Origin of the sequence: Pseudomonas sp. RIT-PI-AD (assembly GCF_025642785.1) — a bacterium.
Lineage (GTDB): Bacteria > Pseudomonadota > Gammaproteobacteria > Pseudomonadales > Pseudomonadaceae > Pseudomonas_T.
On sequence record NZ_JANZKU010000037.1, the window covers coordinates 1 to 23,798 of the forward strand.

A 23,798-nucleotide genomic window follows, 5' to 3' on the forward strand; every position below is an offset into this window, starting at 1 on the left:
GATGGCTCAACCCTTATTTCTAGTCGTTTTATCGATCGGGCTCCGCGATCGCGGCACGAGGGCCTCGCGGATGGGCGCGCTGGGCGGAGGCGGATCGGGGCAGGGAACGGACCGGCGTCGAGCCGGGAAAACGGATCAGGCGCGCCAGCGCCAACGAGCGTGGGCTTTGATTTGGCGCATCAGAAGGGTGCTGGATGTCACGACAAGGCATCTCGCTTGACTACTGGCCGAACAGTAGCCCAGGCGGGGCCGGCGGCGCAACAGTTGCCGGTCGTCGCGACGGCGGACGCCTGCCCCGCCGGCGACATTCGCCTGAGGCGGGAAGCAGCATCCGGGGCGTCCCCCGCGACATTCGCACGCCGCCGGCCGACTGCCCGAACCCCGGGCGCTTGCTGTATGCTGCCGCGCTTTGCGCGACCTGGTTCGCGCGACCATCATGGACGGGCGACGAGCGATGTCGTCCCGGAACACGGCAGTTTCAGCCCACGGACGCAAAGACGTCCGGGGACAACCTTGAGGCGATCATGTCGGGGAAAAAGCACTTACCGGGGCTGTGGGTCGGCGCTCCATTCGCAGCGGTGGTGCTGCTGTACGTGGGCCTGGCCCTGATCGGGACCCGTAACAACTATTCGCCCGTCCCCTTCTGGGACATGTGGAACGGCTACCTCGGGTTCTACGCCCAGGCTTCCGAAGGCTGGGCGCCCTGGTGGAGCCTGCACAACGAACACCGCATCCTGTTCTCGCGCGCGCTCTTCTGGCTCGACCTGCGTGTCTTCCATGGGTCGATGGTGTTCCTGTTCGCCCTGAACCTGCTCTTCGCCCTGTCGATCTTCCTCTGTTTCTTCGGCGTGGCCACTCGCTTGCTGCCGGACTGGCGGCGCAACGGCATGGCACAGGCGGCCCTGGGCCTGATCGGGGTCCTGAGCTTTTCCTGGGTCCAATCGGCGAATTTCACCTGGGCCTTCCAGAGCCAGTTCTTTTCCGCCTACCTGTTCCCCCTGGTCGCCTTCTGCCTGCTGGCCTTGTCCGCCGAGAAAGCCTCTCGACCGCTGTTCGTACTGGCGTTGCTGGTGGGTATGCTCAGCGCCGCGACCATGGCCAACGGCGTACTGGCTTCGCCGGTCCTGGTGGTCCTCGGCCTCTTCCTGCGCTTGAGCTGGAAGCGCATCGCGGCCCTGGGGATCGCCGCGTCGCTCGAGCTGTTCGGCTACTTCCAGGGTTATGCCCAGGACTACAAGGTGCCCCTCGGGCACACCACCCTCACCCAGGCGTTGCAAAACCAACCCCTGGACCTGCTGCACTACCTGCTCATGTACCTGGGCGGTCCCTGGTTCTTCGTCTTCCCGGGCGGCAGGCATCTGTTCCCCCTTCTCGGCGGCCTGGCGTTGCTGGCCAGCCTGGCCTACCTCTGCCTCGGATTCATCCGCGCCAGGCGGGTCGAACCCCTGGAACTCGCCTTGCTGGCCTTCCTGCTGTTCTTCGGCGGCACCGCCCTGGGCACTGCGGGCGGGCGGCTGGCCATCGGCGTCGAGCAAGCCCTCACCAGCCGCTACCTGACGCCCCAGCTCATGGCCTGGAGCGCCCTGATCCTGCTCTATGCCAGCCGTTTCCGGCGCCGCCGCTTCGCGGCCTGGCACCTGCTGCCGGCACTGCTGATCCCGCTGGCGCTATTCCGCTGGCAACTGCTCGCGCTGGAGCGGCCCGAGGGCCTGTTCGACCACCGGGTGGCCGCCCTCGCCGTGCAGATGGACGTCCAGGACACCGACTACATCGACCGGGTGTACTTCGACAACCGGAAGATCTTCGCCATGGCGGAACAGGCAAAACGCGAACACCTGTCCATCTTCCACCAGCCGGCGTTCCGGATGACCGCGGAGCAACTGGGCAAACCGATCGCGTTCCCGCCGCCGACCTGCCAGGGCTATCTGGATGGGATCCAGCCGATTCCCGGGCAAGCGGGCGCCTACAGGGTCAACGGGTGGTTGCTCGATCAGGCCAGCCGGAAGGTGCCGGACTTCCTGTTGATCGCCGACGCCTCGGGACGCGTGGTCGGTTCCGCACTGACCGGCGTGCGGCGCCTGGACGTCGCCGCGGCGATCGGCGCGGAAGCCGGAAACAGCGGCTTCCTCGGCTATCTGCGCATCGACCGGCCCACCCCGGGCAACCTCGTCCTCCTCGGGCAGGCGCCCGCCTGTCACCTGTTCCTGGATATTCCCGCACCTCTCCCCTGAGGCTTTTCTCCCGGCACCCGCGCCCGCCCGAGCCGCCCGCCGACGGCTCGCGTCGAGTCGCCGGAAGCGCGCCCAAGCCCTCCGGCGCATGCCCTGAACTTACAGGGGGCAAATGTTTCTATCTTTTACAAGAATCCAGGAGATAGTCATGCTCAGCGAAAAACCTGCCTTACCGGACTCGCCGACGTCCCTCGCTCCAGACTCTCGACCGGCCCAGCCGACCTCGGCGGGCGATGCGAAAAGAGAGGAGCACGAGCCGGAAAAACCGCGCCTGACCTTCAATCAATTCGCGAAAAACCTGTCCGACTGGTGCGGCCGGGCGCGGACCTTCCAACTGGCGATCATGGCCATCCTGATCTGGGCGGTCACCGGACCTTACTTCCACTTCAACGACACCTGGCAGCTGATCATCAACACCAGCACCACGATCATCACCTTTCTCATGGTGTTCCTCATCCAGAACACCCAGAACCGCGACAACGACGCGCTGCACATCAAGCTGGACGAGCTGCTGCGCGTCACCAAGGGCGCGCAGGATCAACTGCTCAACCTGGAAGACCTGGACGGCCACCAATTGAAGGAACTGCGCAAGCAATACGCCAAGCTCGGCGAGATCGCCCGCATGGAATGCGAGGGCGAGGAGCGCGTCTCCACACCCTTCAACGACTACCAGCAGCCCGAGCGCTCCGAGCAGAAACCTTCCTGATCGCAGCGCGAACGGGCGGCACCGATCGGGAAGCGTCGCGGTTGGGATCGCCCGAAAGAAGGATCGCCGGGAATTTCAAGGGATCGAAGTCCCCGCTCGCCCTGTCTGAATCGGGTGTGCTCGAGGGAGCCGACGCGACGTCCAACCAGACCCGCCTTCGCCGCCCTCCCGCGACACCGACGATGGCGAAACGGCCATCCGATCCACATTTATTTTCACGGGGTTATTCCATGCGCTTTGCCTGGGTTTGCATCGCTCTACTGATGACGGGTTGCGCTTCGGTTTCCGACACCACGCTTCCCAACGGTCGCGCCGCCATCGACGTCGACTGCTCCGGCCAGGCCCTGAAATGGGAGGCCTGCTACGCCAAGGCGGCGGAGGTCTGCCCGACGCGGGGCTACCATGTGCTGGGCAAGAAGGGCGACCCGGACGCCGCCCCTTCGGACGCCCCGCTGGGCATCGAGCCCGGCGAGTTCGCCGCACGCAGCATGGTGATCACCTGCAAATAGCCCGCCGCTGACCTTCGCGCCGCGGACCGGGGCTAGACCACCCGCGGTGGATTGGGCTGCAGGTCGTCCGGCAGATCGGAATCCGGCACATCCGGACCGGGGTTCGGGCCCGGCCGCGGCTCGGGCTGGTCGGGATCGCGCTGGGGCAGCGGCGGTACCGGCCAATCGGGCGCGGGCGAACCGGGCAGGGGAAGCGAGGGGTCGTTGGACATGGCTAGGCTCCTGAACCTGTGGGCTGAACCCTATTGGAGCCCCAGGGCGCCAAGAGGTGCCGAACCCGTCCACCCGGGCTGACACGCGGGCCCGTATCGCGCATCCACCCCGCCCCTCGATACCGAGTCAGTCGCGCGGTGCTTGTTCGGCCAGGGCGACCGCGCGGAACATGGCGCGGCGCTTGTTCAGGGTTTCCTCCCATTCGAGGGCCGGCACCGAGTCGGCGACGATGCCGCCGCCGGCCTGCACGTGCAGTTCCCCATCCTTGATCACCGCGGTGCGGATGGCGATCGCCGTGTCCATGTTGCCGTTCCAGGCGAAGTAACCCACCGCCCCGCCATAGACGCCGCGCTTGACCGGCTCCAGCTCGTCGATGATTTCCATGGCGCGAATCTTCGGCGCGCCGGACAGGGTGCCGGCGGGCAGGATCGCCCGCAGCGCATCCATCGCCGTCAGGCCGCCCTTCAGTTGCCCGGTGACGTTGGAGACGATGTGCATCACGTTGGAATAGCGCTCGATGACCATCTTCTCGGTGAGCCTCACCGAGCCGGTTTCCGAGACCCGCCCGGTGTCGTTGCGGCCCAGGTCGATCAGCATCAGGTGTTCGGCGATTTCCTTGGCGTCCGAGAGCAGGTCCTGCTCCAGCGCCAGGTCCGCCGCCTCGGTCGCCCCGCGCGGACGCGTGCCGGCGATCGGGCGCACGGTGATCATGCGGTCCTCGACCCGCACCAGCACCTCCGGCGAGCTGCCGACCACGTGGAAGTCGCCGAAATTGAAGAAGTACATGTAGGGCGTCGGGTTGAAGCAGCGCAGCGCCCGGTACAGGTCGATGGGCGCCGCCTTGAAGTCGATGGACATGCGCTGCGACGGCACCACCTGCATGCAGTCGCCGGCGAGGATGTATTCCTTGATAGTGTCCACCGCCCGCTCGTAGTCGCCCTGGGTGAAACTGGAGCGAAACAGCGGGTCGGCAGCCGCCGGGCGGTCGAGGTCCAAGCCGCGGCGCGGGGCGATCGGCTGGCGGAGTTTTTCCAGCAGCGCATGCAGGCGCGCCTCGCCCTGTTCGTAGGCGTCGTCCTCGGCCGGGTCGGCCAGCACGATGACGTGCATCTTGCCGGCGAGGTTGTCGAACACCACCACCGCGTCGGAGACCATCAGCAGGATGTCCGGCACGCCCAAGGGGTCCGGGTTCGGGCATGCGCCCAGGCGCTTCTCCACGTAGCGCACGCAGTCGTAGCCGAAGTAACCCACCAGCCCGCCGTTGAAGCGCGGCAAGCCGGCGATGCTCGGCACTTCGTAACGGGCCTTGAACGCCTCGACGAAGGCCAGCGGGTCCTCGGCCTCCAGGCTTTCGATCTCGACCCCGTCACGGGTCACCCGGACCCGGTGGTCGTGCACCCGCAGCACGGTGCTGCACGGCAGGCCGATGATCGAGTAACGCCCCCATTTCTCGCCGCCCTGCACCGACTCCAGCAAGTAGGAATTGGGCTGGTCGGCCAGCTTCAGGTAGATCGACAACGGGGTGTCGAAGTCGGCCAGGGTTTCGCGGGCGAGCGGGATGCGGTTGTAGCCTTCAGCGGCCAGGCGCAGGAATTCTTCGCGGGTCATGATCAGCCTCGTGGCATGAGGAGGTGAAACGGTCGGGTTGCGAAACGGGGCCGCGAGGCGGCCGGAAGAGTCAGGCGCGCCAGCGCCAACGCGCCATGGCCTTGATGACCTTGGTTCCGGCTGCGGTGAACCAGCGTTTGCAGTTAACCACCACGATGCGATCTCTTTGCGGGGTGTCGTCAGGAGGGTCGGGCCACGTTAGCGCAGCGTTCTCCCGGGTGCAACCGGGCAGCAGTTCGCGCAGGTCGTCGAGCACCAGCGCGGGATTTTCCTCGGTGATCGGCCGGCCATGGTTGTAGCCGTAGTTCAGGCCCACGCAAAGCACCCCGGCGGCGTTCGCCGCCAGCACGTCGTTGCGCGAGTCGCCGACGAACAGGGCCTCCTCGGCGCGTACTCCGGCCATCTGCATGACGAACAGCAGCGCCGCCGGGTCGGGCTTCTTCTGCGGAAGGGTGTCGCCGCCGATGATCCAGCGGAAGTAGCGCCCCAGTTTCATTTCGTCCAGCAAGGGTGCGACGAACCGCTCCGGCTTGTTGGTGATCAGCGCCATCTCCACCTTCTGCCGTTTCAGCCAGCGCAGGGTGGCGCGCACGCCGGGATACACCGCGGTCAGCCCGTGGTGGTCGGCGTAGGCCTCGGAGAACAGCGCCTCGGCGGTTTCCGCCTCGGCCTCGTCGACGGCGGCGATGTCGAAACCGTTGGCCAGGGCCCGGCGCACCAGGGTCGGCACGCCGTTGCCGACCCAGTCGCGCACCCGTTCGACGCCCGCCGGCGGGCGGCCGAGATGGGTCAGCATATGGTCGATGGCGGCGGCCAGATCGGGCACCGAATCCACCAGCGTGCCGTCCAGGTCGAACATCACCAGGCTCGGCGCACCGCGCGGAAACAGCCGCTCGAGGCCGCTCATGGACGGGCGAGCGCCAGTTCTTGGCGCATCGCGTCGATCACGCCACGGTAGTCCGGCGCGTTGAAGATCGCCGAGCCGGCGACGAAGGTGTCGGCACCGGCCGCGGCGATCTCGCGGATGTTCTTCAGGTTGACCCCGCCGTCGATCTCCAGGCGGATCTCGCGGCCGCTGGCGTCGATCAGCGCGCGCGCCTCGCGCAGCTTGTCCAGGGTGCCGGGGATGAACGCCTGGCCGCCGAAGCCGGGGTTGACGCTCATCAACAGGATCATGTCGACCTTGTCCATCACGTACTTCAGCGCATCCAGCGGCGTCGCCGGGTTGAACACCAGGCCGGCCTTGGCGCCGCCGGCACGGATCAGTTGCAGGGAACGATCGATGTGCTCGGAGGCTTCCGGGTGGAAGGTGATGTAGCTGGCGCCGGCTTCGATGAAGTCGCCGATGATCCGGTCCACCGGCTTGACCATCAGATGCACGTCGATCGGCGCGGCGATGCCGTACTTACGCAAGGCCGCGCAGACCATCGGACCGATGGTCAGGTTGGGCACGTAGTGATTGTCCATGACGTCGAAGTGGACGATGTCGGCACCGGCGGCGAGCACCTGGTCCACTTGCTCGCCCAGGCGGGCGAAATCGGCGGAGAGGATCGACGGAGCGATGGCGTAGGGTTGCATGGCGCACCTTTCTGCATTCGAGAATGGCGCGCATTGTACGCGCCTCGGCGAATGCTGGCAGGCGCAGATGCGAGCCGGTCGGCATCCTGCCCCTTCCGTGCCGAGCCTAGCCGCCTTTGCGGCGGGCGAGCGACACGAAGCCTGGGAAGGCGCCAGGGCCGCGCCGGCCCGCCCACGGGGCTCGCCCGGGCGAGCCTGGCCGCGGCCCGGGGCGGGAGACGCGCGACAACCTGTCGCAGGCGCCCGGCGAGGTGCGCGCCTCGCCCTGACTCAGAGGGAAGCCTGCCCCAGTGCCGCCGGACGGCGCTCGGGCTCGGCGGTGTCGGCATCCGGCAGCGGCGCCGGGTTCAGGTCCCCGGCCACGAGGTCCTTGGCGAAGGTGCCGTCGTTCTCGCCGCGGAAGAAATGGCGCCCGTAGATCAGCAGGCACAGCACGATGCCGATGGCGAAGGCCCAGCTGGCGCCCTTGATCGCCAGCACCGCGGCGATCACTCCGGCGATGCCCAGGTCGCGCTGGCTGCGCGCCTCCATCACCCCCAGGCGCACGCTGACGTACCCCTGGATCAGCAGGGTCAGGGCCAGCGCCACGCCGAGGATCGGCTGGACGAAGGTCACCACCGGCAACAGCAGCAAGCCGGTATTGGTGCCCCAGCGGAACGAGCCGACGCCGCCGTGGATCGACTTCATCGCCTTGGGGCCGCCCTTGAAGCGCTCGGTGACCACCACCAGCATGGCCGCCCATTTCGGCCCGCACATGGCCACGTCCGGGCCGATCACGCTCATCAGCGCATTGCGCGCGCCGAAGATCAGGTGCGAGCGGTTGGCGTCGAAGTCGACCTTCTCGTCGCCCCGGCTGCGCTCGGCGTCGTCCAGCAACGCCTTGGCCGAGAGCACGTCCCCGAAGACGATGATGTACACCGCGAGCACCGTGGGAAGGGTGGTGAGGAACATGCCCGGCGAGGGCAGGCCGAGGCCGAATACGCTGTAGTCCCGCCACAGGGTGACGAAATCGGGTTTGCTCAGGCCCCACTGGATCTGCGGCCAGGGCGCTTCGCCGAACAGCGGCGCGACCACCACGGCGAGGATGACGATCGGCAGGATGCCGAGCTTGGCGAAGTTCCACCAGAAGACGTTGCCGACCTTCAGCCTCTGGAAGTGCTGGGAAAAGATCAGGTAGAAGGCGATGCCGATGGCGATCGAGATGGTCCAGGGAAAGGCGTCGAATTTGCCGCCGACGGCGAACACCGAGGTCACCGCCGAGAGCCCGGCGCCGATGATGATCCCCGACTTGATCGCCGCCGGGATGAAGCCGATCACCTTGCTCGCCAGCCCGGTCGCGCCGAGCGAGATCGACAGCAGGCCGAGCATCATCTGGAAGGCGATCAGCGCGTGCACCCGCTCCGGGCCCATCGGGTATTGCGAACAGAAGGCGATCAGCAGCGGCACCGCCGGCGTGATCCAGCCCGGCACCACCGGGTCGCCGAGCAGGTGGTGCAGCAGGTACAGCAGGCCGTTGAGCATCACCACCGCCAGGGCCGCCTCGAAGGGCATGCCGAGCAGTTCGGTCATCAGCGGAATCGCCGCCAGGTCCACCGCGCACATCAGCAAGCCTTGCAGGTAGTCCGGCAACTCGAACCGGTAGTGGATGAAGGGCAGGCGCAGCTTGAACGGGCCGAGCGGAATGTACGGCGACTCGGTCAGGGAGGTCGGGGAAGCCATGGGGACACCTTATTGTTCGTTATTGGCGTGTTCGGGGCGGGCCGCCGGGCGCGGCCTTGGGCTCAGTAGGCGGCGCGGTAGATCTGCTCGATGTCGCGGGCACTGAGGACGCGCGGGTTGTTGCGCATCAGCCGCTCGATCTTGCTGGCCTCTTCGGCCATCCGCGGGATGGCGTCCTCGGGCACGTCGAAGGCGCGCAGGCCCTTGGGGATGTCCACACTGGCGCAGAGCCGGGCCATCGCGTGCACCGCGCGCTCGGCGGCGTCCAGGTCGGAGAGCGCGGCGACCGGCTCGCCCATGGCCGCGGCGATGTCGCGAAACCGCTCGACGCAGGCCAGCTTGTTCCAGGCCATCACGTGGGGCAGCAGCAACGCGTTGCTCACCCCGTGGGCGATGTTGAAGCGCCCGCCGAGGGGGTAGGCCAGGGCATGCACCGCGCCCACCCCGGCGTTGCCGAAGGCCATGCCGGCCATCAGGCTGGCGGTGGCCATGTCTTCGCGGGCCTGGAGATCCGCGGGGTTGGCATAGGCCTTGGGCAACGCCTTGGCGATCAGCTTGATGGCGCCGATCGCCAGCGCGTCGGTGATCGGCGTGGCGTGCAGCGACAGGTAGGACTCGATGGCATGCACCAGGGCGTCGACGCCGCTGGCGGCGGTGACCCCGCGCGGGCAGGTCAGGGTCATCAGCGGGCTGACCAGGGCCACGTCGGGCAGCAGGAAGTCGGAAACGATGCCCTTCTTCAACTGCGCCTGCTTGTCGGAGAGGATCGCCACGTTGGTGACCTCCGAACCGGTGCCGGCGGTGGTCGGGATGGCGATCAGCGGCGGGCCCTTGCGCGTCACCTGGTCCACGCCGAACAGCGTTTCCAGCGCGCCTTCGTGGCCGGCATAGGCGGCGACGCTCTTGGCGATGTCGATGGCGCTGCCGCCGCCCACGCCGATCAGGCCGTCGTGGCCGCCCTGGCGATAGGCCCGGGCGCAGGCCTCGACGATGGCGATCTCGGGTTCCGGCTCGACCTGGTCGAAGAGCCCGTGGCTGCGCCCGTCCAGGCGTTCCAGGACATGGGCCACGGTGCCCGAGCGGACCAGCACGGCGTCGGTGACGATCAGGGGATGGCGGATGTTCAGGCGGGTCAGTTCGGCAGGCAATTGGTCGATCGCCGAACGGCCGGTGATCAGCGTGTTGGCGATCTTGAAAGCGGCAATGCTCATCGGGCTCACCTTGTAGGTTTTATGGAGGTGGGCGCCGGTCGTTGCCAAAGCTGTGCCAGATTGTCGCAGAGCCGTATGCCACGGGGCTCGCGGGGGCCTGCAGGGGAATCAGGAGGAGGGAATGCGATTGGATTTTCGTTCGCCTGGAGGCTGATCGATCAGGAATCTAATCGCTGCGCTCCCAGCGCTTCATTTTCTGCACCACCGTCGCCTGGCTGACGCCCAGCGCCTTGGCCGCCAGCCGGGTGGTCCGGTGGCGTTGCAGGGCCTGGCGGATCGCCGCGCGCTCGGCGCGTTCGACGATCCGCCGCAGGTCGAGGTCGGCGCCGTCGGCCGGCGACTCCAGGTGGGCGCGGCACTCTTCCGGCAGGTCGAGGCTTTCGATGCGTTCGCCGCGACAGGTCACCACCAGGCGCTCGACCACGTTGATCAGCTCGCGGATGTTGCCCGGCCAGGCATAGCCCAGCAGCAGGTCGAGGGCCTCCAGGCTCCAGTCCAGCGCGCGCCGGTGGCGGCGGTTGAAATGGTTCAGGTAGTGGTCCAGCAGGGGGCGGATTTCCTCGCGCCGCTCGCGCAGCGGCGGGATGGCGATGGGCACCACGTTGAGCCGGTAGAACAGGTCGGCGCGGAAGCTGCCCTCGGCCACCATGCGGCGCAGGTCGCGATGGGTGGCGGTGATCACCCGCACGTCGACTTCCTTGAGCTCCAGGCCGCCGACCGGGATGAAGCGGTTCTCCTCCAGCACCTTGAGCAGCTTGACCTGCAGCGCCAGGGGCAGGTCGCCGACTTCGTCGAGGAACAGCGTGCCGCCGTGGGCCAGCTCCAGCAGGCCGCGCTTGCCCTTGGCCGCCGCGCCGGTGAAGGCACCGGGCGCGTAGCCGAACAGCTCGGCTTCCACCAGGTGTTCGGGCAGCGCGCCGCAGTTCAGCGAGAGGAAGGGTTCCGGGGCGCGGCCGCTGGCATTGTGGATGAACTGCGCGACCAGGGTCTTGCCGACGCCGGTCTCGCCTTGCAGCAGCACCTTGACGTCGCTGGCGGCCACCTGCCGGGCCAGGGCGAAGACCGCCCCGGACAGAGCCTGGCTGGCCACCAGCGGCGAGTGCAGCAGGTCGTCGCGCGGGCCGGCGTGCAGGCGGGCGGTGCTGGTGCGCAGTTGCTTGAGCTGTTGCAGCTCGTCGCGCTCGTGTTTCATCCGCAGCAGTTCGGTCATGTCGCGGACCGCGCTGATCACGTAGCGGATGCGCCGGTCGTCGGTGAAGATCGGCGAGGCACTGACCAGCAGTTGCTTGCCGTTGCCCAGGCCCTGCATCACCGAGAAGGCTTTGCCCTCCTTGAGCACCCGCAGCGAGGCCGATTGCGAGATCACCCCTTCGCGTACCAAGTCCTGCATGGCGCGGCCCACCAAGTCTTCGCTGCGCAGGCCGGTGAGGCGCTCGTAGGCGCGGTTGACCTTCAGCGTGCGGCCGTCGCCGTCGGTGATGTAGACGCCGTCGTGCAGGGCGTCGAGCAACTCTCCGAAACTGGGATCCTTGAGGTCCATGCAGCCTCCCCTGCCAGGCGGGCGGAAAAGCCGTGCAGTGTAAGCCTTCGCGGCCGGCGGGTGCGCATCGCGCTTCCCGGCGGCCGGCGGCTCACTCGGCGGAAGACGCGGTACGCAGTTTCTCGCTGCGCCCGCGCAACCACTCCAGCACCAGCAGCAGGACCACCGAGAAGCCGATCAGCAGGGTCGCCGCGGCGGCGATGGTCGGGCTGAGGTTCTCGCGGATGCCGCTGAACATCTGCCGTGGCAGAGTCGCCTGCTCGGGGCCGGCGAGGAACAGGGTCACCACCACTTCGTCGAAGGAGGTGGCGAAGGCGAACAGCGCGCCGGAGATCACCCCCGGCGCGATCAGCGGCAGGGTCACCCGGAAGAACGCGGTCAGCGGCGGCGCGCCGAGGCTGGCGGCCGCGCGCACCAGGTTGTAGTTGAAACCTTGCAGGGTCGCCGACACGGTGATGATGACGAAGGGCACGCCGAGCACCGCGTGCACCAGGATCAGCGACAGGTAGCTGTTGCCCAGCCCCAGCGGGGCGAAGAACAGGTAGCTGGCGACCCCGACGATCACCACCGGCACCACCATCGGCGAAATCAGCAGGCTCATCACCAGCGCCTTGCCGCGGAACTCGCCGCGCACCAGGCCGATCGCCGCCAGGGTGCCGAAGCCCATGGCCAGGATGGTCGCCGCCGGCGCGACGATCAGGCTGTTGGTCAGCGCGCGCATCCACTCCGCGGAGGAGAAGAAGTCCTGGTACCAGCGCATGGAGAACCCCTGCAACGGGTAGACCAGGAAGGTCCCGGAGTTGAACGACAGCGGCACGATCACCAGCACCGGCAGGATCAGGAACAGCAGCACCAGGGCGCAGAGAATGCGCAGGGTGTAGAACCAGACGCGCTCGACGGGGGACAGGTAGGGACTCAGCATCTCGTTCTCCTCAGCTCAGGCGCAGGCGGCTGGCGCCGACCAGCCAGCTGTAGACGATGTACAACGCCAGGGTGGCGAACAGCAGCAGGCCGCCCAGGGCCGTGGCCATGCCCCAGTTGATGGTGGTGTTGGTGTAGAAGGCGACGAAGTAGCTGACCATCTGGTCGTTCGGGCTGCCCAGCAGCGCCGGGGTGATGTAGTAGCCGATCGACAGGATGAACACCAGCAGGCAGCCGGCGCCGACCCCGGCCACGGTCTGCGGGAAATACACCCGCCAGAAACTGGCGAACGGATGGCAGCCCAGTGAGATCGCCGCGCGCATGTAGCTGGGCGAGATACCCTTCATCACGCTGTAGATCGGCAGGATCATGAACGGCAGCATGATGTGGACCATCGAGATGTATACGCCGGTGCGGTTGAACACCAGTTCCAGCGGAGTATCGATGATCCCCAGCTTGAGCAGCGCGCCGTTGATCAAGCCACTCGACTGCAGCAGCACGATCCAGGCCGCGACGCGCACCAGGATCGACGTCCAGAACGGCAGCAGCACCAGGATCATCAGCAGGTTGCTCTTGCGCGTCGGCAGGGTCGCCAGCAGGTACGCCAGGGGATAGGCCAGCACCAGGCACAGCGCGGTGATCACCAGCCCCATCCAGAAGGTACGGGCGAAGATGTCCAGGTAGATCGCCTGGTCGGGGGTGGCCACCGCCAGCTCGCCGAGGTCGTCGATGCGATGATCCAGGGCGGCCAGCAGGTAGTAGCTGGTGAAACGGCCATCGTTGCGCCGGATCGCCTGCCAGTAGGCCGGGTCGCCCCAGCGCTCGTCGAGGTTTTCCAGGGCGTCCTTGTAGGAGGCCGGCTCGCTGGCGAAGGGCAGCGCGCGGGCGGTCTTGGTCAGCAGGCTGCGGTAACCGGCCAACTCCATGTTCAGGCGCTTGGACAGGTCGCCGACGCTCTGATTGCGCCGGGCCTCGGCCAGGTCCTGGCTCAGCGCGCGGTACACCGGCTCGCCGGGCAGCGCCTTGCCGTCCCAGTCGGCGATACGCTCGACGGTACGTGGCAGCACGCCGACCACCTCGGGGTTGTTCACGCTCCTGTAGAGCAGCGCGCCGATCGGCACCAGGAAGGTCAGCAAGAGGAAGATCAGTAGCGGCAGGATCAACGCCTGGGACTTCAGGCGGTTCAACCGTTCGGCGCGCGCGAGGCGCTGCTTCAGGGTGGTACCGGCGACCTCGGTCAGGGGCACTGCGGCCATAGCGAACTCCGGAAAACGGGAATATCAACCCCTACCCGCGACGCGAGAGGGCCAGGAGAGAGGGCGGCCTGCGCCCCCTCCCACACCCTCTCCCGTCAGGGCGAGGGGTTTATCGCTCAGCGTGCGGTCACTTCGCCGCCCAGGCGTTGAAGCGCTGCTCCAGCACTTCGCCGAAGTCGGCCCAGAAGCCCACGTCCATGGCCACCTGGTTGGCGATGTTCTCCGGCGCGGTGGGCAGGTCGGCGGCGACCTTAGCGTCGAGCAGCGACACCGCGCTCTTGTTGGCCGGGCCGTAGGCGATGTTCTCGGAATAGACCTTCTGCTGCTGCGGCTTGAGGGTGAAGGCGATGAACTTCATGGCCTCGTCCTTGTTCTTCGCGCCCTTCGGGATCGCCCAGGCATCGAAGTCGTAGATACCGCCGTTCCACACCACCTTCAGGCTGCTACCCTCCTTCTGGGTCGCGGCGATCCGGCCGTTATAGGCCGAGCTCATCACCACGTCGCCGGAGGCGAGGTACTGCGGCGGCTGCGCGCCGGCTTCCCACCACTGGATGCTCGGCTTGAGCTCATCGAGCTTCTTGAACGCGCGGTCCTGGCCATCCTTGCTGGCGAGCACCTTGTAGACGTCCTTGGGCGCCACGCCGTCGGCCATCAGGGCGAATTCCAGGGTGTACTTGGCGCCTTTGCGCAGGCCGCGCTTGCCCGGGAATGTCTTCACGTCCCAGAAATCCGCCCAACCGGTCGGCGCGCTCTTCAACTTGTCGGCGTTGTAGGCCAGCACCGTGGACCAGACGAAGAAGCCGACACCGCAGGTGCTCGCCGCGCCCGGCACGAAGTCGCCCTTGTCGCCGATCACGCTGTAGTCCAGTTCCTCGAACATGTCCTCGTCGCAGCCGCGGGACAACTCCGGGGACTCGACCTCCACCAGGTTCCAGGACACGCTGTTGGTGTCGACCATGGCCTTCACCTTGGCCATCTCGCCGTTGTACTCGCCGCCGATGACCTTGCCGTTACCGGCCGCCTGCCAGGGCTCGTAGAAGGCCTTGGTCTGGGCGATCTTGTTGGCGCCGCCGAAGGACACCACGGTCAGGTCGGCGGCCAGCGCCGGGGCGGCGCAAGCCAGGCCGAGACCGAGGGCGCCGAGTTGGCGGGCACCGCGTTTGAAGAACTGGGACATTGTTGTTATCTCCACGACTGTGCTGGTTGGTGTAAGGCGCATCAATCCACGCTGAGCGGATCGAGCGCGCGTACATGTTCCACGTGCCAGCCGAGCGGCACAACATCCCCCACCCTCAGGGCGGCGTCCAATTCGGCGATCGGCTGTTTGACGAAGAAATCGGTCTGCCCGCAAACCTCCAGGCGGATCCGCACGTGATCGCCGAGGTAGATGAATTCGGCGACGCGCCCGGAGAAGCGGTTGGCGCAGGTCTCGCTGGCGGCGTTGAGGCGGACCCGCTCGGGACGGATCGACAGGGTCACCGCCTCGCCGGGCTGGCCGACGTTGACCGCCAGCGCATCGACCCGCTCGCCGCGCGCCAGGGCCACCAGACAGCGGTCGCCGTCGCGGCTGAGCAGGTGTCCGCCGAGGCGGTTGTTCTCGCCGATGAAGTTGGCCACGAAGGTGTTCTTCGGCGACTCGTACAGCTCGCGCGGCGGCGCGATCTGCTGGATCTCGCCCTGATGGAACACCGCCACCCGGTCGGACATGGTCAGGGCTTCGCCCTGGTCGTGGGTGACGTACACCACGGTGACGCCGAGGCGCTCGTGGATGTGCTTGATCTCCATCTGCATGTGTTCGCGCAATTGCTTGTCGAGGGCGCCGAGCGGCTCGTCCATCAGCACCAGCTGCGGCTCGAACACCAGCGCCCGGGCCAGGGCCACGCGCTGCTGCTGGCCGCCGGAGAGCTGTGCGGGGTAGCGTCCGGCGAAAGCGTCCAGCTGCACCATCGACAGCGAGCGCTTGACCCGCTCGGTGATGTCGGTCTTGCTCAGACCGCGCACCGTCAGGGGGAAGGCCAGGTTCTCGGCCACCGTCATGTGGGGGAACAAGGCGTAGTTCTGGAACACCATGCCGATGTCGCGCTTGTGCGGCGGCACGTTGTTGATCGAGCGTCCGGCGAGGAGGATTTCGCCGTTGGTCGGGGTCTCGAAGCCCGCCAGCATCATCAGGCTGGTGGTCTTGCCCGAGCCGGAAGGCCCCAGCAGGGTGAGGAACTCGCCCTTGCGGATATCCAGGTTGAGGTCTTTGACGATCAGCGATTCGCCGTCGTAGCTCTTCTGCACGCCGCGAAAGCTGACCAGCACATCGTTCGCCGCGGTTGTCGTATTCAGCTCGGCCATCACCACACCTTGTTGTTGTCCATGCCGTTGCCTCAAGACTAGAGAAGCCGCCGGGGTACGGAAATCGGGCGTCGGGAGACTTTGCTATCAGCCTGGCCGAAGCGCCGCTGTAGGCATTGCCCTACAAGGCTGCGCGCCTGGCCAGGCTGTCGCAGCCGGTCCCCGCCGCCGTAGCGGACGCCGGAGGCGCCGGAGAACGGCGCCTCCGGGCGCGCACCGGCATACGCCCGTGCGCGCCGTCAGCCTCCAGCTTAGTTGCCGGCCCAGCTCTCGAAACGTTTTTCCAGCTCCGGCCCGTGGGTCGCCCAGAACGACACGTCCATGCCCACCGCATGGGTCATGTTCTGCGGCGAGGTGGGAAGGCCGGCGGCCACCTTCGGATCGAGCAAGGCGACGGCCTTGGTGTTCACCGGCCCGTAGGCGATGGTCTCGGAGAAGGCCTTCTGCTGCTGCGGCTGCACCGAGAAGGCGATGAAATCGCGGGACAACTGGCCCTTCCAGGCGCCCTTGGGCATGGCCCAGAAATCGAAATCGTAGATGCTGCCCTGCCAGCTGAGCTTCAACCCGGGCTGCTCGGCCTGGGCGGCGGCGATCCGGCCGTTGTAGGCCGAGCTCATGGTCAGGCTGCCGTCGAGCAATGCGCGCACCGGCTCGGCGCCGGCCTTCCACCAGACCAGGTTGGGCTTGATCTCGTCCAGCTTGCGGAACGCGCGGTCTACACCGGCGGCGCTGCCCAACACCTCGTAGACGTCCTTGGGCGCCACGCCGTCGGCCATCAGGGCGAATTCCAGGGTGTACTTGGCACCGCGGCGCAGGCCGCGCTTACCGGGGTATTTTCGCAGGTCCCAGAAGTCCGCCCAGGAAATGGGCGCCGACTTGAGCTTGTCGGCGTTATAGGCGAGTACCGTCGACCAGACGAAAATCCCCACGCCGCAGGGCTGTACCGCGCCGGGAACGTAGTCCGCCGGATCGCCGAGGATGGCGGGGTCGAGTTTTTCGAACATGCCCTCGGCGCATCCGCGGGCCAGTTCCGGCGATTCCACTTCCACCACGTCCCAGGAGACGTGGCTCATTTCCATCATCTGCTTCAGCTTGGCCAGGTCGCCGTTGTACGAGCTGCGCACCACCGCGGTCCCGCTGGCGGCCTTGAACGGCTTGTAGAACGCGCCTATCTGCGCGTCCTTGTTCGCCCCCCCGAAGGAAACCACCGTGACGTAATCCGCCCAGGCCGGCAACGAGCCGCCCACCAACGCCGCCACCACCCCACACTTAATCGCTTTGCGCATTCTTGTTATCCCCTCCCTTGGGCATCGTCGCCCCCGCTGATCGGCCTGGAACAGGCGCCCCAGACCTCCGAAGGCCCCCGCCTTGGCGCGGGCTCGACATACTCGGACGTTCTTCTGTGCGCCACAAGTCCGTCGCCAGCAAATGGCAAAAAAAATGACGCTGGCCAACCGACGCCTGGCCCATCGCCAGGGCCGAGCACCCGCGTGAGGGCGATTGGCGGCGGCATGGGCCACGTCCGATGGGCGACACTCAGGGTCCGCTGACTCGCGGGCACCTCTTGCCAAGCGCTCGCCAGGCACCGAACCGTCCCAGCAAGGAGCCGGCTGCGACGGGATGCCTCGTGCGCCTGCGCGAGACCGATCTGACTGAGCGCCTGGTCGCGGCGCGCCACAGAAAAACCGCGGACTCAGCACTCACTATGCTAGAAACGCGAGTGGGCCCTCGCGCCGGGGCATCCAACCCGGATCAAGCGAAATAGACCTGGGCTGCTATGATCGAACGGACCCGCCCATCCCATGCCGCCCTGCTGACGGTCCCTGCTGCGGGGGCGGCCGCCGGGCCCAGGGTCGGTTCATGAATAGCGAGCGGGCATCTCGCCAGCGTGAGCGCTTGGCTTCCGTACCAAAGGCTTCGGAGTTGCCGGCACATGAAAAAGGGAGCAGGAATAACCGTCGTCCCCTGTCGGAGGCGCTCGTCCGCTGGCCGAAGCGCTCGCTACCCTTGCGCCAAACCGACGAAAAGCAGCTTTATTTCCTAACAGCGTTTCGATGCCAGGGCATTGGCCTGGCCTGATCTTCGTTATGAACATCGGAACAAGACGAAATGAGGTGTTTGAAATGCTGAAAAATGCACCGCTGAGCATAAAGCTGCTGCTTATCCTCTTGTTTCCTCTCTTGGGATTCCTAATATTTTCGAGCTTCTATGTAGTCGAAAAAGTCCAGACGCTGCGCTCCATGCAGCACACGATGGCGGCCAGCGCCGCCGCGCAGAAATTGAGTCAACTGGTCACCACGCTCCAGCGCGAACGCGGGGCCAGCGGGGTGTTCCTGGGGAGTGGCGGGAAGTCCATGCAGCAAAACCTGGCGACCTTCCGCCAGGACGCCAACCAGGCGATGGAGGAAGTCGGCGCGCTCTCCGGGGGTGACGACTCGGGGCTGGGCACCGCTCTCAAAGCCCTGGCCGACGTACCGGCGCTCAGGGAGAAAGTGGATGCCCTGGCCATAAACGGTTCCGAATCCGGTGCGCGCTACACCGAAATCATCAATACGCTGGTGGGCTATACCTACACCCTGGCGGACAGCGTCAGCGACCCCGCCATCCTGCGCGTATTGGAAGCGCTCAATCTGTTCGTCGAAATGAAGGAGCGCGCGGGCAGGGAGCGCTTCATGCTGGGGCTGGCTTTCACCCAGAACAGCCTCGATGCGACGCTATTCACGCGCCTCAGCCGTAACCTCGGCGAGTTTTCCGCGTACTCCGATGCCTTCAAGCGCGTAGCGCCCGAGGATTTCAAGCGAAAACTCGAAGAGGTGATGCAGCAGCCCAGCGCGCTCGAAGTCGCCCGGTTGCAACGCGTGGCGCTGGAAACCCCGCTCGCGACCCCGCTTGGCATTCAGCCGGCGACTTGGTTCGGCGTCTCGACTGCGCGCATCGACCTCATCGGCGACGTGGAGACGGCGATCGGGCAACGGATAACCAGCCTGGCTGCCCAGGAGCGCGATCGGGCGAGCAGGGGGCTATGGGTAGCCCTGGGCGGGATATCGGTGGCCTTGTCAGTCGTGCTGGTGCTGGCGTATGTCGTCATCCGCAGCATCAAACTGGCCGTCAAGGACGTGAACCGGACCTTGGTCGAGCTTTCCACCCGGGATCTGACGGCGAGGGCCGATTACCAGGGCAAGGATGAGTTCGGTGAAATCTCGCGCAACCTGAATAACATGGCGCAGGGGATCAGGCACGTCATCCAGGAAATCGGCAGCGCCACGGCCCAGGTGGCCACGGCAGCCGAAGAGTCGTCCCTCGTGGCGCTTCAGACCAGCCGAAACCTGGCGCAGCAGCAACAAGGCACCGACCAGGTGGCGACGGCAATCAACGAGATGAGCGCAACGGTGAGGGATGTGGCCCGCAGCACCACCGAAGTGGCCGAGATGTCGCAGCGGGTAAGCAGCAGTACCAACCAGGGTAAAGCGGAGATCGAAACCGCGATAAGCCTGGCGGAAGGGCTGTCCGCTCAAGCCGCGCGTACGGCGCAAATCATCGCCGAGCTGAAGCAGGAGAGCGATTCGATTTCCTCCGTCCTCGACGTCATCCGTAGCATCGCCGATCAAACCAACCTGTTGGCGTTGAACGCAGCCATTGAGGCGGCAAGAGCGGGGGATCACGGTCGCGGCTTCGCCGTGGTGGCCACCGAAGTGCGGACCCTGGCGCAAAGAACCCAGGAGTCCACGGGCAACATTCAGCAAATGATCGCTAACTTGCAACTCGGCTCCGACCGCGCCACCGATGCCATGCAGGAAACCTTGGGCAAGGTTCAAGCCAGCGCGGACAGCGTGGTGCGCACGGGACAACATCTGATCGAGATCGCGGAAGGGGTCACCAATATCAGCGATCGCAACATCCAAGTCGCCTCTGCGGCAGAGGAACAGAGCCTGGTCGCAGAAGAGATAAATCGTAACGTGAACGATATCAACGAGCTGGTCATCCAGGTCAGCGCTGGCGCGGAACAGGCGGCGAATACCAGCCAGAAGCTGTCGCGTCTGGCCGAACATCAGCAGCAACTGGTGAACGGCTTCAAGATCAGCTGAGAGGCGCGGCACCCCCGGTCGCGACGCTTGGACACGCGAACTGACCGTTCGCCGTAAGCGCCCGCTGTCGCCCCCTGTCCTTCGGGTGATGGGTGGACCCGCTCAGGTAGCTGCTCCAAGCACATGGCAGCAATGGGCAACCTCACTCGCTCGCTGCCTCGCAGTGGCCTCAACGCCTCCATGGCATGGGTGCATGCACCCTGCATGCGCGAGCCACCCCTCCCTCTAACTATTCCGAGGGGACGGCACCAGACGATGCTCCATGGCGTAGCGCACCAGATCGGCCACCGAGTTGGCGCCGAGTTTCTGCATCAGGCGCGCCTTGTGGGTGCTGATGGTCTTGCCGCTGACCGCCAGGTGCTGGGCGATCTCGTTGACCCCCTCGCCCTGCACCAGCCGCTCGAACACCGAGAATTCCCGCTCGGACAACAACGCGTGAAGCGGCCGCGAATCGGTGAGGCCGACCTCGAAGACCATGCGGTCGGCGAGGTCCGGGTCGATGTAGCGACCGCCCCCGGCGACCTTGCGGATCGCCGTCAGCAGCAGCGCCGGATCGCTGTCCTTGGTGGCGTAGCCGGCGGCGCCGATCTTCAACGCGCGGGCGGCCATCTGGGCCTCGTCGTGCATCGACAGCACCAGGATCGCCGGCGGGTCGTTCAACGCGCGAATCCGCGGAATCGCCTCCAGGCCGTTCATCCCGGGCATGGAGATGTCCAGCAGCACCACCTCGCAGGGCGTCTGCCGCAGGGTGTCGAGCAGGCTTTCGCCGTTGCTCGCCTCGCCCACCACCTGAAGGTCGCGGGCCAGCCCGATCAACTGCTTGATGCCCTCGCGCACGATGGTGTGGTCTTCCGCCACCAGGACCCGGATCATCGCCGGCCCTCCCCTGTCTGCGCGGAGTCCGCCGAGGCGGCCCCGCCGTGGAAATCCAGGGTGCGCGCCGAAGAGGCGGCCGCACCCGTGTCCGGCCGGGTACCGGCGAGCGGCACCCGGACGCTCAGTAGCGTACCTTCGCCCGGCTGGCTGTCGATGCTCAGGCTGCCGCCGAGCATCAGCACCCGCTCGCGCATGCCCACCAGGCCGAAGGAATGGCCCTGGCGGCGCGCCTGTTCGTCGAAGCCGCGGCCGTCGTCGCCGATCGACAGGCACAGCGTCCCGTTCTCCAGGCTCAGCCTGATCTGCACGGTGTGCGCATCCGCATGGCGCATCACGTTGGTCAGGGCTTCCTGCAATAGCCGGAACAGGCCGGTGGCCTTGGCATCGGAGAGTACCGGGAGTTGCTCGGGCACTTCCACCAGGCAGGGGATCCGCGTGCGCGCCTCGAAGCGCCGCGCCTGCCATTCGATGGCCGAGGCGATGCCGGCGTCGAGGATCGGCGGGCGCAGGGCGGTGGCCACGTCGCGCACCAACTGGAACAGCTGGGCGATCAGCCGCTTCATGCTGTCCAGGCGTTCGCGCAGGGCGGGGTCGAGGTCGGCGAAGGCCAGTTCGCACATCGAGGTTTCCAGCTTGAGCACCGTCAGCACCTGGCCCAGCTCGTCATGGACCTCGCGGGCGATGCGCGCCTTTTCTTCCTCGCGCACGCTCTCCAGGTGGGCGGAGAGCTCGCGCAGCTGCGCCCGCGACTCGGCCAGTTCCAGCTCGATCTGCTTGTTCTCGCTGATGTCCCAGACGATGCCGTCCCACACCACCAGCCCGTCGTCGAGGCGCCGCGCCACCGCCTTGATGTCCGCCCAGCGCTGCTGGCCGTCGCGGGTGAGGATGCGGCCCTGCCAGTGCCAGTCGGCATCGGCGGCCACCGCCGCATCCTGGCTGCGGTGATAGTCCTCGCGGTCCTGGGGATGCACCAGGCTGCGGATGCCGAAATCCGCCGCCATGACGGTGGCCGGCGGGTAGCCCACCAGGCTTTCGCTGCCCTCGCTGATGAAGGCGAAATCCAGCGGCGCCCCGTGATGCGCGCGCTCCAGGCGGAACACCAGGCCCGGCACGTTGGCGGCGATGCCCTGCAGGCGCGCCTCGCTCTCGCCCAGTGCGGCGCGGGCCCGGCGCCGCTCGGTGACGTCGGTGATGAACACCACCAGGTACTCCGCCTTGTGAAAGCGCAGGAAGCTCAGCGACACGTCCACCGGCAACGAACTGCCATCGGCGCGCCGGCAGTCGGTCTCGAAGCTCAGTGGCCCCTCTTCGCTGTTGCGCGCGCGTCGCCAAAGGGTCAGCCAGCGGTCCATGTGCAGGCTCGGCTCGAACTCGATCAGCGGCCGGTCCACCAGGGTGCCCTGGGCGTGCCCGAGCATGGCCTCGGCGGCGCGGTTGGCGTAGCGGATGTGACTGTCCCAGTTGACCCAGAGGATGCCCACGGTGCTGTGGTCGATGGAAAACTGGGTGAGTTGCAGCGCTTCCTCGGCGGCCTCGCGGCGGGCCAGCGACTGGCGCGCCTCCACCAGGCGCTGCTCCAAACCATGGCGTTGCCGGCGCAGGGAAAACACCAGCACCAGGGCCACCGCGAGAAGCACGCCGAGCAGCAGGCTGAGGTTCAGCCAGAACCCGGTGGACTCGCCCAGGCGCGGGTACTTGGGCTTCAGCCAGCGGGCGTTCAACTGCTCCAGGTCCTTCGCCGGCACGCTGCGCAAGGCGCTGTCGACGATCGCCGAGAGCTCCGGCCAGTCGCGTCGCGAGCCGACCCGCAGCAGGGTCGGCAGCCCGGCGTCGCCGACCACCGCCAGGCCGGCGAACTCCGGTTCCAGGGACAAGCGGCTGAGTTGCGCCTCGTCGACCACCGCGTAGCGGGCCTGCTGGGCCAGCAGTTTCTGCAGGGCCTGGCGGTCGGTGATCGACGGCAGCAGGGTGAGGTTGGGGTAGGTCGAGCGCAGGTAGTCGGCCACCGCGCCGGGCATGCGCAACACCACCGGATCGCGCGCATCGAGCTTTTCCAGGTCCACCGCGCCGGCGCCGTTCCGTTCGCCCACCACCAGGTGCGAGACCCGCATGTAGGGGTCGGAAAACAGCCACACGCGCAGTCCCGCGGGGGTCTGGCCGAGCCCCGGCGCCAGGTCGATCTGCCGCGCCAGCAAGGCCCGCTCCAGCGCCGCCTGATCGGAATAGTGGCGCCAGATCAGCTCGACGCCCATGGCGCGCCCGAGCCAGGTCATCAGTTCGACGTTCACCCCGGACAACTGCTGCAGGCGCCTGTCGTACTGCGCGTAGGGCGCCTGCAAGACCACCCCCACGGTCAGGCGGGGATGCGCCGCGAGCCAGGCACTCTGCCCGGCGTCGAAAGGCGCGGTCGCCGCCGAAGCACCGGCGGTCAGCCCCCACAGAAGCAGGACCAGCAGCGACAGGCGTGCCAATGTCAGGCGGCTCAGGTTCATCGGACTTCGACTCATGCTACGGCTCGGGCAGCCGGCGGGCGCGGCCGGCATACCATACCCCAAGCGACGCGGCCGGGCATGGCCTGACAAACCCCCGGCGAGGGATTAGGCTGGCTTCATCCCGCCGTCGCCCAGGAGCGCCCCGATGCCCCGCCCCCGTCGCTCGACCTTGCAGACCTTCACCCTGGGCCTGTCGCTGTTGCTCGCGCTCCGCGGCGGATATGCCGAAGAGACCCCGGCCGACGCCGCGACCCCGCCAGCGGACGCGGCGCCCGCGGTGCGCGCGCCCCTGGAGGAGCGCAGCAGCGAAGAGACGGTCGGCCTGGAACGGCAACTGCCCCTGGCCGAGCAGCAGACCCTGAAGGCCGGCGCGGACGAGTTCCTCGCCCTATGGAAAGCGGCCAATGTCGGTGAACCCCACGGCGTGGTGATCTTGGTTCCCGGCGAAGGCGAGAGTGCCGACTGGCCCAGCGTCGTCGGCCCGCTGCGCGGCAAACTGCCGGACGCCGGCTG

General features: G+C 67.0%; 19 protein-coding genes. 5 read left to right on the forward strand and 14 right to left on the reverse strand.

All coding sequences use genetic code 11. The annotated features are described in order from the left end of the window. Positions 1-524 precede the first annotated feature (524 nt). The 3 genes from OGL92_RS20815 (at position 525) to OGL92_RS20825 (ending at position 3,446) form a co-directional block, all read left to right on the forward strand. Positions 525-2,231 (forward strand): hypothetical protein, encoded by a 1,707-nt coding sequence (locus OGL92_RS20815; protein WP_263147482.1) that lies wholly within the window; start codon positions 525-527, stop codon positions 2,229-2,231. A gap of 271 nt (positions 2,232-2,502) precedes the next feature. Then, positions 2,503-2,937, forward strand: coding sequence for a low affinity iron permease family protein (locus tag OGL92_RS20820; RefSeq protein ID WP_263147521.1), 435 nt, complete (start codon positions 2,503-2,505; stop codon positions 2,935-2,937). A gap of 230 nt (positions 2,938-3,167) precedes the next feature. Next, complete coding sequence (locus tag OGL92_RS20825) at positions 3,168-3,446, forward strand: hypothetical protein (RefSeq protein ID WP_263147484.1); 279 nt, start codon at positions 3,168-3,170, stop codon at positions 3,444-3,446. A 32-nt stretch (positions 3,447-3,478) separates the two neighbouring features. Here OGL92_RS20825 and OGL92_RS20830 read toward each other — a convergent pair whose 3' ends face one another. The 12 genes from OGL92_RS20830 to OGL92_RS20885 form a co-directional block, all read right to left on the reverse strand. After that, on the reverse strand, positions 3,479-3,658 hold the full coding sequence (locus tag OGL92_RS20830; RefSeq protein WP_263147487.1) for a hypothetical protein: 180 nt from the start codon (positions 3,656-3,658) through the stop codon (positions 3,479-3,481). Positions 3,659-3,785: 127 nt separating this feature from the next. Beyond that, entirely contained in the window at positions 3,786-5,267 is a 1,482-nt protein-coding gene (gene trpE, locus OGL92_RS20835; protein WP_263147490.1) for an anthranilate synthase component I, read from the reverse strand. Between the two features lie 70 nt (positions 5,268-5,337). Continuing rightward, positions 5,338-6,174 (reverse strand): phosphoglycolate phosphatase, encoded by an 837-nt coding sequence (locus tag OGL92_RS20840; protein ID WP_263147493.1) that lies wholly within the window; start codon positions 6,172-6,174, stop codon positions 5,338-5,340. Beyond that, entirely contained in the window at positions 6,171-6,845 is a 675-nt protein-coding gene (gene rpe / locus OGL92_RS20845) for a ribulose-phosphate 3-epimerase (RefSeq protein ID WP_263147495.1), read from the reverse strand. Before rpe ends, OGL92_RS20840 begins: the two co-directional genes overlap by 4 nt. 270 nt (positions 6,846-7,115) lie before the next feature. Further along, entirely contained in the window at positions 7,116-8,564 is a 1,449-nt protein-coding gene (locus OGL92_RS20850) for a hypothetical protein (protein WP_263147498.1), read from the reverse strand. 62 nt (positions 8,565-8,626) lie between these two features. Beyond that, the gene (locus OGL92_RS20855) at positions 8,627-9,775 is read right to left on the reverse strand and encodes an iron-containing alcohol dehydrogenase (RefSeq protein WP_263147501.1); all 1,149 of its coding nucleotides are present in this window, start codon (positions 9,773-9,775) and stop codon (positions 8,627-8,629) included. Between the two features lie 166 nt (positions 9,776-9,941). Beyond that, positions 9,942-11,315 carry a sigma 54-interacting transcriptional regulator gene (locus tag OGL92_RS20860; RefSeq protein WP_263147503.1) on the reverse strand — a complete coding sequence of 458 codons (1,374 nt, stop codon included), beginning with the start codon at positions 11,313-11,315 and terminating at the stop codon, positions 9,942-9,944. 91 nt (positions 11,316-11,406) lie between these two features. Continuing rightward, on the reverse strand, positions 11,407-12,237 hold the full coding sequence (locus tag OGL92_RS20865; protein WP_263147505.1) for an ABC transporter permease: 831 nt from the start codon (positions 12,235-12,237) through the stop codon (positions 11,407-11,409). Positions 12,238-12,247: 10 nt separating this feature from the next. After that, the gene (locus OGL92_RS20870; protein WP_263147507.1) at positions 12,248-13,492 is read right to left on the reverse strand and encodes an ABC transporter permease; all 1,245 of its coding nucleotides are present in this window, start codon (positions 13,490-13,492) and stop codon (positions 12,248-12,250) included. Between the two features lie 127 nt (positions 13,493-13,619). After that, a complete protein-coding gene (locus tag OGL92_RS20875; protein ID WP_263147510.1) occupies positions 13,620-14,669 on the reverse strand; it encodes an ABC transporter substrate-binding protein in 1,050 nt (349 codons plus the stop codon). A gap of 41 nt (positions 14,670-14,710) precedes the next feature. Beyond that, the gene (locus OGL92_RS20880; protein WP_263147512.1) at positions 14,711-15,832 is read right to left on the reverse strand and encodes an ABC transporter ATP-binding protein; all 1,122 of its coding nucleotides are present in this window, start codon (positions 15,830-15,832) and stop codon (positions 14,711-14,713) included. A gap of 251 nt (positions 15,833-16,083) precedes the next feature. Continuing rightward, entirely contained in the window at positions 16,084-17,118 is a 1,035-nt protein-coding gene (locus OGL92_RS20885) for an ABC transporter substrate-binding protein (protein WP_263147514.1), read from the reverse strand. Between the two features lie 837 nt (positions 17,119-17,955). Between OGL92_RS20885 and OGL92_RS20890 the strand changes: the two genes are divergently transcribed. Then, on the forward strand, positions 17,956-19,917 hold the full coding sequence (locus tag OGL92_RS20890) for a methyl-accepting chemotaxis protein (protein ID WP_263147522.1): 1,962 nt from the start codon (positions 17,956-17,958) through the stop codon (positions 19,915-19,917). Between the two features lie 225 nt (positions 19,918-20,142). On the opposite strand, the gene OGL92_RS20895 is transcribed toward OGL92_RS20890, so the two are convergent. Beyond that, positions 20,143-20,790, reverse strand: a complete 648-nt coding sequence (locus OGL92_RS20895; protein WP_263147515.1) for a response regulator transcription factor — start codon at positions 20,788-20,790, stop codon at positions 20,143-20,145. Then, a complete protein-coding gene (locus OGL92_RS20900; RefSeq protein ID WP_263147517.1) occupies positions 20,787-23,300 on the reverse strand; it encodes a sensor histidine kinase in 2,514 nt (837 codons plus the stop codon). The genes OGL92_RS20895 and OGL92_RS20900 overlap by 4 nt, the downstream gene beginning before the upstream one ends. 130 nt (positions 23,301-23,430) lie before the next feature. On the opposite strand from OGL92_RS20900, the gene OGL92_RS20905 reads away from it, so the two are divergent. Next, on the forward strand, positions 23,431-23,798 hold a 368-nt coding region (locus OGL92_RS20905), incomplete at its 3' end, for an alpha/beta hydrolase family protein (RefSeq protein WP_263147519.1).

Coding starts and splice junctions, on each gene's coding strand:
- OGL92_RS20825 (WP_263147484.1), top strand. CDS start 3,168: ATGCGCTTTGCCTGGGTTTGCATCGCTCTACTGATGACGGGTTGCGCT.
- OGL92_RS20865 (WP_263147505.1), bottom strand. CDS start 12,237: ATGCTGAGTCCCTACCTGTCCCCCGTCGAGCGCGTCTGGTTCTACACC.
- OGL92_RS20870 (WP_263147507.1), bottom strand. CDS start 13,492: ATGGCCGCAGTGCCCCTGACCGAGGTCGCCGGTACCACCCTGAAGCAG.
- OGL92_RS20840 (WP_263147493.1), bottom strand. CDS start 6,174: ATGAGCGGCCTCGAGCGGCTGTTTCCGCGCGGTGCGCCGAGCCTGGTG.
- OGL92_RS20850 (WP_263147498.1), bottom strand. CDS start 8,564: ATGGCTTCCCCGACCTCCCTGACCGAGTCGCCGTACATTCCGCTCGGC.
- OGL92_RS20880 (WP_263147512.1), bottom strand. CDS start 15,832: ATGGCCGAGCTGAATACGACAACCGCGGCGAACGATGTGCTGGTCAGC.
- OGL92_RS20860 (WP_263147503.1), bottom strand. CDS start 11,315: ATGGACCTCAAGGATCCCAGTTTCGGAGAGTTGCTCGACGCCCTGCAC.
- OGL92_RS20855 (WP_263147501.1), bottom strand. CDS start 9,775: ATGAGCATTGCCGCTTTCAAGATCGCCAACACGCTGATCACCGGCCGT.
- OGL92_RS20830 (WP_263147487.1), bottom strand. CDS start 3,658: ATGTCCAACGACCCCTCGCTTCCCCTGCCCGGTTCGCCCGCGCCCGAT.
- OGL92_RS20890 (WP_263147522.1), top strand. CDS start 17,956: ATGCTGAAAAATGCACCGCTGAGCATAAAGCTGCTGCTTATCCTCTTG.
- OGL92_RS20895 (WP_263147515.1), bottom strand. CDS start 20,790: ATGATCCGGGTCCTGGTGGCGGAAGACCACACCATCGTGCGCGAGGGC.
- trpE (WP_263147490.1), bottom strand. CDS start 5,267: ATGACCCGCGAAGAATTCCTGCGCCTGGCCGCTGAAGGCTACAACCGC.
- OGL92_RS20875 (WP_263147510.1), bottom strand. CDS start 14,669: ATGTCCCAGTTCTTCAAACGCGGTGCCCGCCAACTCGGCGCCCTCGGT.
- OGL92_RS20900 (WP_263147517.1), bottom strand. CDS start 23,300: ATGAGTCGAAGTCCGATGAACCTGAGCCGCCTGACATTGGCACGCCTG.
- OGL92_RS20885 (WP_263147514.1), bottom strand. CDS start 17,118: ATGCGCAAAGCGATTAAGTGTGGGGTGGTGGCGGCGTTGGTGGGCGGC.
- rpe (WP_263147495.1), bottom strand. CDS start 6,845: ATGCAACCCTACGCCATCGCTCCGTCGATCCTCTCCGCCGATTTCGCC.
- OGL92_RS20815 (WP_263147482.1), top strand. CDS start 525: ATGTCGGGGAAAAAGCACTTACCGGGGCTGTGGGTCGGCGCTCCATTC.